6 protein-coding genes are annotated in these 10819 nt (G+C 70.5%); 2 read left to right on the top strand and 4 right to left on the bottom strand.

The window, feature by feature from the left end; translation table 11 throughout:
• The first annotated feature begins 9 nt into the window (after positions 1-9).
• Entirely contained in the window at positions 10-2766 is a 2757-nt protein-coding gene (locus SY2F82_RS10530; protein ID WP_200419402.1) for a fumarate reductase/succinate dehydrogenase flavoprotein subunit, read from the top strand.
• A 27-nt stretch (positions 2767-2793) separates the two neighbouring features.
• On the opposite strand, the gene recQ is transcribed toward SY2F82_RS10530, so the two are convergent.
• Positions 2794-4782 carry a DNA helicase RecQ gene (gene recQ, locus SY2F82_RS10525; protein ID WP_200418758.1) on the bottom strand — a complete coding sequence of 663 codons (1989 nt, stop codon included), beginning with the start codon at positions 4780-4782 and terminating at the stop codon, positions 2794-2796.
• 197 nt (positions 4783-4979) lie between these two features.
• On the opposite strand from recQ, the gene SY2F82_RS10520 reads away from it, so the two are divergent.
• Positions 4980-5582 (top strand): Uma2 family endonuclease, encoded by a 603-nt coding sequence (locus tag SY2F82_RS10520; RefSeq protein ID WP_200418757.1) that lies wholly within the window; start codon positions 4980-4982, stop codon positions 5580-5582.
• Between the two features lie 67 nt (positions 5583-5649).
• Here SY2F82_RS10520 and nuoN read toward each other — a convergent pair whose 3' ends face one another.
• The 3 genes from nuoN to nuoL are packed head-to-tail and all read right to left on the bottom strand — an operon-like array spanning position 5650 to position 10819.
• Complete coding sequence (gene nuoN / locus SY2F82_RS10515) at positions 5650-7299, bottom strand: NADH-quinone oxidoreductase subunit NuoN (RefSeq protein WP_200418756.1); 1650 nt, start codon at positions 7297-7299, stop codon at positions 5650-5652.
• On the bottom strand, positions 7296-8867 hold the full coding sequence (locus SY2F82_RS10510) for an NADH-quinone oxidoreductase subunit M (RefSeq protein ID WP_200418755.1): 1572 nt from the start codon (positions 8865-8867) through the stop codon (positions 7296-7298). Before SY2F82_RS10510 ends, nuoN begins: the two co-directional genes overlap by 4 nt.
• 5 nt (positions 8868-8872) lie before the next feature.
• The gene (nuoL, locus tag SY2F82_RS10505; RefSeq protein WP_200418754.1) at positions 8873-10819 is read right to left on the bottom strand and encodes an NADH-quinone oxidoreductase subunit L; all 1947 of its coding nucleotides are present in this window, start codon (positions 10817-10819) and stop codon (positions 8873-8875) included.

The raw sequence follows: 10819 nt of genomic DNA, 5'->3' as shown, positions 1-10819 counted from the left end.
GACACCCCGATGGAGATCCCCGCCCTCATCGACGCCGAGGAACTCTCCTGTGACGTCCTCGTCATCGGCGGCGGCACGGCCGGCACCATGGCGGCACTGACGGCCGCCGAACACGGCGCGGACGTGCTCCTGCTGGAGAAGGCGCACGTCCGGCACTCCGGCGCGCTCGCCATGGGCATGGACGGCGTCAACAACGCGGTCGTCCCCGGGCGCGCCGAGCCCGACGACTACGTCGCCGAGATCACCCGCGCCAACGACGGCATCGTCGACCAGTCCACGGTCCGGCAGACCGCGACCCGCGGCTTCGCCATGGTGAAGCGGCTCGAGTCGTACGGGGTGAAGTTCGAGAAGGACGAGCACGGCGAGTACGCGGTCCGCCAGGTGCACCGGTCGGGCTCCTACGTGCTGCCGATGCCGGAGGGCAAGGACGTCAAGAAGGTCCTGTACCGGCAGCTGCGGCGGCGCGAGATGCGGGAGCGGATCCGGATCGAGAACCGCGTGATGCCCGTACGGGTGCTGACGTCCGGGGGCCGGGCCGTGGGCGCGGCGGGCTTCAACACCCGCACCGGCCGCTTCGTGACCGTCCGCGCGGGTGCGGTGATCCTGGCCACGGGCGCCTGCGGCCGTCTCGGCCTGCCCGCCTCCGGCTACCTCTACGGCACCTACGAGAACCCGACGAACGCCGGCGACGGCTACGCGATGGCCTACCACGCGGGCGCCGAGCTGACCGGCATCGAGTGCTTCCAGATCAACCCGCTGATCAAGGACTACAACGGCCCGGCCTGCGCCTACGTGGCCAACCCCTTCGGCGGCTACCAGGTCAACCGGCACGGCGAACGCTTCGTCGACTCCGACTACTGGTCGGGGCAGATGATGGCGGAGTTCGCGCAGGAGGTGGCCTCGGACCGGGGCCCGGTGTACCTCAAGCTGAGCCATCTTCCGGAGGAGTCGATCTCGGCGTTGGAGTCGATCCTGCACTCGACGGAACGCCCGACGCGCGGCACCTTCCACGCGGGCCGCGGCCACGACTACCGCACCCACGACGTGGAGATGCACATCTCGGAGATCGGCCTGTGCGGCGGCCACTCGGCCTCGGGCGTCCGCGTCGACGACCACGCCCGGACGACGGTCCCCCGCCTGTACGCCGCCGGTGACCTGGCCTGTGTGCCGCACAACTACATGATCGGCGCGTTCGTGTTCGGCGAGCTGGCCGGTGAGGACGCCGCGCAGTACCAGGCCTACGAAGGCGAGTTGCCGCACGACCAGCTCCGCGAGGCGCACGAGCTGATCTACCGCCCGCTGCGCAACCCGGACGGCCCGCCGCAGACCCAGGTCGAGTACAAGCTGCGCCGCTTCGTGAACGACTACGTGGCCCCGCCGAAGTCCGGTGCCCGGCTGTCCCTGGCGCTGGAGGCGTTCGAGCGGATGCACGCCGACATCGCCTCCATGGGCGCCCGCAGCCCGCACGAACTGATGCGCTGCGCGGAGGTGACCTTCATCCGCGACTGCGCGGAGATGGCGGCCCGCGCCTCCCTGGCCCGCACGGAGTCCCGCTGGGGCCTCTACCACGACCGCATCGACCATCCGGAACGCGACGACGCGTCCTGGTTCCACCATCTCGATCTGCACAAGTCCCCCTCTGGTGCGATGGAGTTCACGGCACGTCCCGTGGCTCCCTACCTGGTTCCGGTGGAGGGCTTCGCCCCCGTGGGCGGTGCCTCCCGACGACTCGGCGAGGTGCGTCCCGAGCAGGTGGCGACGGCCGGGGCGCGGGAGGTGGCGCCCACCGCGGTACGGACGTCGGCGGCGGCGGGCGACGAGGATGTCCGCCCCGTGGCCGGCCCCGACGCGCCGACCTCACCCCGCCTGCTCGACCTCCTCGCCCTTGCGGAGGAGCAGCCCGAACTCGACGCCCTTGGGCCCTACTTGGCCGACCCCGACCCTTCTGTCCGCCGCACCGCCGTCACGGTCCTGACCGAGACGGTGCCGCCATGCACCGGGCCGGCCCTCGCCGGCCTGCTCTCCGACGCCGATGCCGACGTGCGCGCCGCCGCGGCGGCCTCACTGCGCGAACTCGTGGAGACGCTGCCACCCGAGCCTGCTCTGCGCGACCGCCTCGCCGCTGCCGTGTCCGAGCCCGACCCCGTCGTCCGCGCAGCTGCGCTGGACGTCCTGCGGGCGCTGCGGCTCGGCGACGCCGACCTGTTCGCGGAGGCTCTCGCCGACTCCGACACGACAGTTCGCATCGAGGCCGTGCGCGCCCTCGTCTCGGTCGACGCTGTCGCGCCGCTGGTGCGCGCGGCGACCGCCGATCCGTCACGCGAGGTTCGCGTCGCGCTCGCCAAGGCCATGGGCACGGTGGACGCGGCAGGCCCCGGTGGCGGAGGGCCGACCGGAGCGGACAGTGTCCTGTCCGCTCTCGCCGCCCTCACCGGCGACCCCGACGCGCTGGTCCGTGCGGCCGCCTACGGCGCGCTGGCCGCCGTCGGCTGCCCGCCACCACTCGCCGACCGCGCCACGGCCGCCCTGTCCGACTCTGCCTGGCAGGTCCGCGCCGGCGCCGCCACCGCGCTCACCGCCGCCGACCCCGAGGTGGCCGTCCCCGCCCTCGCCAAGGCCCTCGCCGACCCCAACGCGGACGTCCGGAAGGCGGCCGTCCTGGCGCTGACCCGGCACACCCGCACGGACGGCGCCCGCGCGGCCCTCGCCACGGCCACGACGGACTCGGACGCGGACGTCAGGGCGTACGCGGCACGTGCGCTGTGAGCTCCGGACGGCTCGTACGCCGTCGCCTCATATCCAGTCGTCGGGCTCCGGCTCGTCGTCCGGCTCGGGCCAGTCATCCGGCGCCGTCCCGCCGGACGGCGCCGCGGCCTGCTGGGCGGCCGGCGGTCCGCCCAGCGAGGCGAGCACGCCGAGCACCCCCTCCCCGTAGGTGGCCAGCTTCTTCTCGCCGATTCCGCTGATACCGCCGAGCTCGGTCACCGACGTGGGCCAGGCGGTGGCGATCTCGCGCAGCGTGGCGTCGTGGAAGATGACGTACGCCGGGACGCCCTGCTCCCGCGCCTGTTCGGCGCGCCAGGCACGCAGCGCCTCGAACGCGGGGGCCAGCTCCGGGGGCAGCTCGGCGGCGGCCGCCTTCGGCTTGCGGTCGGACCGGGCGGAGGGCGACGACCGGGGAGCCGCCGCCGGCTTCTTCGGCTCCTTGCGCAGGGGCACCTCGCGCTCCCGCCGCAGTACCGCCCCACTGGCCTCGGTCAGCACCAGCGTCCCGTACTCGCCCTCGACCGCGAGCAGCCCCTGCGCCAGCAACTGCCGGATGACGCCGCGCCATTCGCCTTCGGTCAGCTCCTCGCCGATGCCGAACACGGACAGCTGGTCGTGGTCGAACTGGATGACCTTGGCCGTGCGCCGGCCCAGCAGGATGTCGACGATCTGCACCGCGCCGAACTTCTGCCGCCGCTCCCGGTGCAGCCGCCACACCGTGGACAGCACCTTCTGCGCCGCGATCGTCCCGTCCCAGGTGTCCGGCGGCTCCAGGCAGGTGTCGCAGTTGCCGCAGCCGCCTGGCCGGGGGTCCTGGCCGAAGTAGGCGAGCAGCTGGCCGCGGCGGCACTGGGCGGTCTCGCACAGCGCCAGCATCGCGTCCAGGTGCGCCTGGGCCCGGCGACGGAACGCCTCGTCGCCCTCCCCGGACTGGATGAGCTTGCGCTGCTGTATGACGTCGTTGAGCCCGTACGCCATCCAGGCCGTGGACGGCAGTCCGTCGCGGCCCGCGCGGCCCGTCTCCTGGTAGTAGCCCTCGACCGACTTCGGCAGGTCCAGGTGGGCGACGAACCGCACGTCCGGCTTGTCGATACCCATCCCGAAGGCGATCGTCGCGACCACCACCAGGCCCTCCTCGCGCAGGAACCGGGACTGGTGCGCCGCACGGGTGCCCGCGTCCAGACCCGCGTGGTACGGCACCGCCTCGATGCCGTTACGGGTCAGGAACTCGGCCGTCTTCTCCACCGAGTTCCGCGAGAGGCAGTAGACGATGCCCGCGTCGCCCGCGTGCTCCTCGCGCAGGAACGCCAGCAACTGCTTCTTGGGGTCGGCCTTCGGCACGATCCGGTACTGGATGTTGGGCCGGTCGAAGCTGGCCACGAAGTGGCGGGCCTGCGGCATGTTCAGCCGCTGGGTGATCTCCTGGTGCGTCGCCCGCGTGGCCGTCGCCGTGAGCGCGATCCGCGGGACGTCCGGCCACCGCTCGCCGAGCAGCGACAGCGCCAGGTAGTCGGGGCGGAAGTCATGGCCCCACTGGGAGACGCAGTGCGCCTCGTCGATGGCGAAGACGGAGATCTTGCCGCGGGAGAGCAGGTCGAGGGTGGACTCCAGACGCAGCCGCTCCGGTGCCAGGTAGAGCAGGTCCAGCTCGCCGGCCAGGAACTGCGCCTCCATCACGCGCCGCTCGTCGAAGTCCTGCGTGGAGTTCACGAACCCGGCGCGCACACCGAGCGCCCGCAGGGCGTCCACCTGGTCCTGCATGAGAGCGATGAGCGGGGAGACCACGACTCCCGTACCGGGTCTGACCAGGGACGGAATCTGGTAGCACAGCGACTTGCCGCCGCCGGTCGGCATGAGCACGACCGCGTCGCCGCCGGCCACCACATGCTCGATGACCGCTTCCTGCTCGCCGCGGAAGGCGTCGTACCCGAAGACCCGGTGCAGCGTGGCCAGCGCCTCGCTCCCACCGTCCACCGCCGGCGCGCCCACCTCGGTCATCACAGCCGTCCCGTCCATCGCCCGTTCCCCCTCGGTCGTCCTTCGACCACTGCGTCCACGATAGGGGCCAGGGCCGACAGCCTCCGAGTTATCCACAGGACCCCTGGCCGGCTCGGTCAAGGACACGGCCATCGTTCACACGTGCGTGGGAGACCTGCCCGTTTGCGGTCGATAGTCTGAATGGACCGGCGAGACTCCGTCCCATGGGAGCACTGATGAGCGTCGCACCGAAGGCGTCCACGCCCACCTGGCCGATCCCGCCGGAGGGCGGCTGGACCGCCGACGACCTGGACCGGCTTCCGAATCTGCCTCCGCACACGGAATTGATCGACGGGAGCCTGGTCTTCGTGAGTCCTCAGACCGCCTTTCACGAGCGCGCTGTCGACTTCTTCAAGTGGCAGCTGCGTTCACTGGCCCCAGCGGACTTCGAGGTCTTCCGCGAATTCACCATCGACATCGACCAGCAGAACAGGCCCGAGCCGGATGTGATCGTGCTCCGCAGGGAAGCGTGGAAGGAATCCGGCCAGACCCGATTCCCAGCCGAAGCGGTACTGCTGGCTATCGAGGTGGTCTCGGCGGACTCCGTAGCCCGCGACCGCGAGACCAAGCCCCTGAAGTACGCCCGCGCCAAGATCCCCCACTACTGGCGCGTCGAGGACGAAAAGGGTCGCGCGGCCGTGCACGCCTTTGAGCTGGAGCCGACCACCGGCACCTACACCAGCGTGGGTATCTTTCGTGAGCGGATGAAGGTGAGTGTGCCCTTCCCGGTCGACCTGGACCTCGCCGAGATCAAAGCACGCCCAGAGGACGGGCAGTAACCCTGAGCAGCACGGCCCGGCACCCTCCGAGCGGGTGCCGGGCCGTCGCGCAATCGGCGCGGGCGCCTCAGCGCACGAACACCCCCGCCTGGTTCGCCAGGTCGAGGAAGTACTGCGGTGCCACACCCAGCGCCACGGTGACCGCCACGCCGAGCCCGATCGCCGTCATCGTCAGCGGTGAGGGGACCGCCACCGTCGGGCCCTCGGGGCGCGGTTCGCTGAAGAACATCAGGACGATCACGCGGATGTAGAAGAACGCCGCCACGGCGGACGAGATCACACCGATCACGACCAGCGGGATCGCCCCGCCTTCCGCCGCCGCCTTGAACACCGCGAACTTCCCGGCGAAGCCCGAGGTCAGCGGGATGCCCGCGAAGGCCAGCAGGAAGACCGCGAAGACGGCCGCCACCAGCGGGGACCTGCGGCCGAGCCCGGCCCACTTGGACAGGTGGGTCGCCTCGCCGCCCGCGTCGCGGACGAGGGTGACGACCGCGAAGGCACCGATCGTCACGAACGAGTACGCGGCCAGGTAGAAGAGGACCGAGGACACGCCGCTCCGCGTGGTGGCGATCACACCCGCCAGGATGAATCCCGCATGCGCGATCGACGAGTACGCCAGCATCCGCTTGATGTCGGTCTGCGTGATCGCCACGATCGCGCCGCCCAGCATGGTGACGATCGCGATCGCCCACATCACCGGCCGCCAGTCCCAGCGCATGCCCGGCAGGACCACGTACAGCAGTCGCAGCAGCGCGCCGAACGCCGCCACCTTGGTCGCCGCCGCCATGAAGCCGGTCACCGGTGTCGGCGCACCCTGGTACACGTCCGGCGTCCACATGTGGAACGGCACCGCTCCCACCTTGAACAGCAGGCCCATCACGACCATCGCGGCGCCGACGAGCAGCAGCGCGTCATTGCCCATGGTGTTGGCGAGCGCCGGGTCGACGTTCGTGACCGTGCCGTCGACGACCTGGGCGATCCGCGCGTACGACACCGAGCCCGCGTAGCCGTACAGCAGGGCGATGCCGAACAGCGTGAAGGCGGAGGCGAAGGCGCCGAGCAGGAAGTACTTGACCGCGGCCTCCTGCGACATGAGCCGCTTGCGCCGGGCGAGCGCGCACAGCAGGTACAGCGGCAGCGAAAAGACCTCCAGGGCGACGAAGAGGGTCAGCAGGTCGTTCGCCGAGGGGAAGACCAGCATGCCGCCGACCGCGAACAGCAGCAGCGGGAACGCCTCCGTCGTCGTGAAGCCCGCCTTCACGGCGGCCTTCTCGCTCTCGCTGCCCGGCACGGACGCGGCCTGCGCGGCGAACGAGTCCACGCGGTTGCCGTGCGCCGCCGGGTCGAGGCGCCGCTCGGCGAAGGTGAACACGCCGAGCAGGCCCGCCAGCAGGATCGTCCCCTGCAGGAACAGGGACGGTCCGTCGACGGCGAGTGCGCCCATCGCCGCGATGTGGGCCTTGGTGGTGCCGTATCCGTCGGCCGCGAGCGCCACCACCGCGGCGAACGCGGCGGCGAGCGCGACGACGGACACGAACACCTGAGCGTAGTAACGGGACTTGCGCGGCACGAACGCCTCGATCAGCACCCCGACGAGCGCGGCACCGATGACGATCAGGGTCGGCGACAACTGCCCGTACTCGATCTTCGGCGCCTGGATCTTCGCGATCGGGTCGGCCGCGGTTGTCCACAGGCTGTGGACGGCTGTTGCGCTCACTTGGCCGCCTCCACTGCGGGCTTGGGATCGGTCTGGTGTACGTCGGACATGGTGTGCTGGACGGCCGGGTTGACCAGGTCGGTGACCGGCTTCGGGTAGACGCCCAGGAAGATCAGCAGCGCGATCAGCGGGACGACCACCACGAGTTCGCGGACCCTCAGGTCCGGCATCGCCGCGACCTCCGCCTTCACCGGGCCCGTCATCGTCCGCTGGTACAGGACGAGGGTGTAGAGCGCGGCGAGGACGATGCCGAAGGTGGCGATGATGCCGATCACCGGATGGCGCGTGAACGTGCCGACCAGCACCAGGAACTCACTCACGAACGGCGCGAGCCCCGGTAGGGACAGCGTCGCCAGGCCGCCGATCAGGAACGTGCCGGCGAGCACGGGCGCGACCTTCTGCACGCCCCCGTACCCCGCGATCAGACGCGAGCCGCGGCGCGAGATCAGGAAGCCCGCCACCAGCATCCAGGCGGCCGTCGAGATGCCGTGGTTGACCATGTACAGCGTCGCCCCGGACTGGCCCTGGCTGGTCATCGCGAAGATGCCCATGATGATGAAGCCGAAGTGCGAGATCGACGCGTAGGCCACCAGCCGCTTGATGTCCCGCTGGCCGACCGCCAGCAGCGCCCCGTAGAGGATGCTGATCAGGGCCAGGACGAGGATGACCGGTGTCGCCCACTTGCTGGCCTCCGGGAACAGCTGGAGGCAGAAGCGCAGCATCGCGAACGTGCCCACCTTGTCGACGACCGCCGTGATCAGCACGGCGACGGGGGCGGTGGCCTCCCCCATGGCGTTGGGCAGCCAGGTGTGCAGCGGCCACAGCGGCGCCTTCACCGCGAAGGCGAAGAAGAAGCCGAGGAACAGCCAGCGCTCGGTGCTGGTCGCCATGTGCAGCGAGCCGTTGGCCCGCGCCTGCACGATCTCCGGGAGGGAGAAATTGCCCGCCTGCACATACAGGCCGATCACCGCGGCCAGCATGATCAGGCCGCCGGCCAGGTTGTAGAGGAGGAACTTCACGGCGGCGTACGACCGCTGCGTGGACGCCGCCTTCTCGCCCTGCTCGTGGGCGCGGTCCCCGAAGCCACCGATGAGGAAGTACATCGGGATGAGCATGGCTTCGAAGAAGATGTAGAAGAGGAAGACGTCGGTGGCCTCGAACGAGATGATCACCATCGCCTCGACGGCCAGGATCAGGGCGAAGAAGCCCTGCGTCGGCCGCCAGCGCCGGCTTCCGGTCTCCAGCGGGTCCGCGTCGTGCCAGCCCGCCAGGATCACGAACGGGATCAACAGCGCGGTGAGCGCGATGAGTGCCACCGCGATGCCGTCCACGCCCAGCTCGTACCGCACCCCGAAGTCCTTGATCCAGGCCTGGGACTCGGTGAACTGGTACCGGGCGCCACCCGGTTCGAAGCGGAACGTGATCATCGCGGCGAGCGCGAGCGTGGCGAGCGAGACGACCAGCGCCAGCCACTTGGCGGCGGTGCGCTGCGCGGCCGGGACCGCGGCCGTGGCGATCGCCCCCACGGCCGGGAGCACCGCCGTCGCTGTCAGCAGGGGAAAGGACATCGCTATCAGACCGCCCTCATCAGCAGGGTCAGGGCGACGAGCACCGCCGCACCGCCGAACATCGAGACGGCGTACGACCGTGCGTAGCCGTTCTGCAGTCGGCGGAGCCGGCCGGACAGGCCGCCGACCGAGGCCGCCGTGCCGTTGACGACGCCGTCGACCAGGGTGTGGTCCACGTACACCAGGGAGCGCGTGAGGTGTTCCCCGCCCCGGACGAGGACGACGTGGTTGAAGTCGTCCTGGAGCAGGTCGCGCCGGGCGGCCCGGGTGAGCAGGGAACCGCGCGGGGCGACGGCCGGAACGGGCTTACGGCCGTACTGCGCCCAGGCGATGGCCACGCCGATGACCAGGCACACCATGGTCGCTCCGGTGACCGTCCAGGCGCTGACCGGCGAATGCCCCTCGCTGTGCCCGGTGACCGGCTCCAGCCAGTGCAGGAAGCGGTCGCCGATGCTGAAGAACGCGCCGCCGAAGACGGAGCCGACCGCCAGCACGATCATGGGGATCGTCATGACGCCCGGCGATTCGTGCGGGTGCGGCTCCGCGTGCTCGCCGCGGGTCTCGGCGGCGGGCTCCACGCTCGGCTCGTCCGGGGACGGAGTCGGGGCGTGGCGCCACCGCTCCTCGCCGAAGAACGTCATCAGCATCACCCGCGTCATGTAGAACGCCGTGATGGCGGCGCCCAGCAGGGCCGCGCCGCCGAGGATCCAGCCCTCGGTGCCGCCCTTCGCGAAGGCCGCCTCGATGATCTTGTCCTTGGAGAAGAAACCGGACAGGCCCGGGAAGCCGATGATCGCGAGGTAGCCCAGGCCGAAGGTGACGAAGGTGACCGGCATGTACTTCCTGAGGCCGCCGTACCGGCGCATGTCGACCTCGTCGTTCATGCCGTGCATGACCGAGCCGGCGCCGAGGAACAGTCCGGCCTTGAAGAAGCCGTGCGTGACCAGGTGCATGATCGCGAAGACGTAGCCGATGGGGCCGAGGCCCGCGGCGAGCACCATGTAGCCGATCTGCGACATGGTCGAGCCGGCCAGCGCCTTCTTGATGTCGTCCTTCGCGCAACCGACGATCGCACCGAACAGGAGCGTGACGGCACCGACGACGGTGACGGCCAGCTGGGCGTCGGGCGCCGCGTTGAAGATCGCTCCCGAGCGGACGATCAGGTAGACGCCCGCGGTCACCATGGTCGCGGCGTGGATCAGGGCCGAGACCGGGGTCGGGCCCTCCATCGCGTCACCGAGCCAGGACTGCAGCGGCACCTGGGCCGACTTGCCGCAGGCGGCGAGCAGCAGCATCAGGCCGATCGCGGTGAGCTTGCCCTCGGACGTGTCTCCGACGTGGCCGAGGACCGGGCCGAAGGCGAAGGTCCCGAACGTGGTGAACATCAGCATGATGGCGATCGACAGGCCCATGTCGCCGACGCGGTTGACGATGAACGCCTTCTTCGCCGCGGTCGCCGCGCTGGGCTTGTGCTGCCAGAAGCCGATCAGCAGGTAGGAGGCGAGACCGACGCCCTCCCAGCCGACGTACAGCAGCAGGTAGTTGTCGGCGAGCACCAGCAGCAGCATCGCCGCGAGGAAGAGGTTCAGATAGCCGAAGAAGCGGCGCCTGCGCTCGTCGTGCTCCATGTACCCGACCGAGTACAGGTGGATGAGCGAGCCGACTCCGGTGATCAGCAGGACGAACGTCATCGACAGCTGGTCGAGCCGGAAGGTGACGTCGGCCTGGAAACCGCCCACCGGGACCCAGCTGAACAGGTGCTGGGTGACGGTCCGGTGGTCGGCGGCCTTCCCCAGCATGTCGGTGAAGAGGACGGCACCGAACACGAAGGAGACGGCGGCGAGCACCGTGCCGAGCCAGTGGCCGACCGCGTCCAGCCTTCTGCCGCCGCACAGCAGCACGGCCGCTCCGAGCAGGGGCGCCGCGATCAGCAGCGCAATCAGGTTCTCCAC

It is taken from the genome of Streptomyces sp. Y2F8-2 (genome assembly GCF_014905555.1).
In the GTDB taxonomy this organism is placed as follows: domain Bacteria; phylum Actinomycetota; class Actinomycetes; order Streptomycetales; family Streptomycetaceae; genus Streptomyces; species Streptomyces cynarae.
Note: the sequence above shows the minus strand (reverse complement) of the source record. Positions and strands in the feature narration are given on the sequence as shown.

Excerpts from the sequence above, each read along its gene's own strand:
- SY2F82_RS10530 (WP_200419402.1), top strand. The coding sequence starts at position 10 with ATGGAGATCCCCGCCCTCATCGACGCCGAGGAACTCTCCTGTGACGTC.
- recQ (WP_200418758.1), bottom strand. The coding sequence starts at position 4,782 with ATGGACGGGACGGCTGTGATGACCGAGGTGGGCGCGCCGGCGGTGGAC.
- SY2F82_RS10510 (WP_200418755.1), bottom strand. The coding sequence starts at position 8,867 with ATGTCCTTTCCCCTGCTGACAGCGACGGCGGTGCTCCCGGCCGTGGGG.
- SY2F82_RS10520 (WP_200418757.1), top strand. The coding sequence starts at position 4,980 with ATGAGCGTCGCACCGAAGGCGTCCACGCCCACCTGGCCGATCCCGCCG.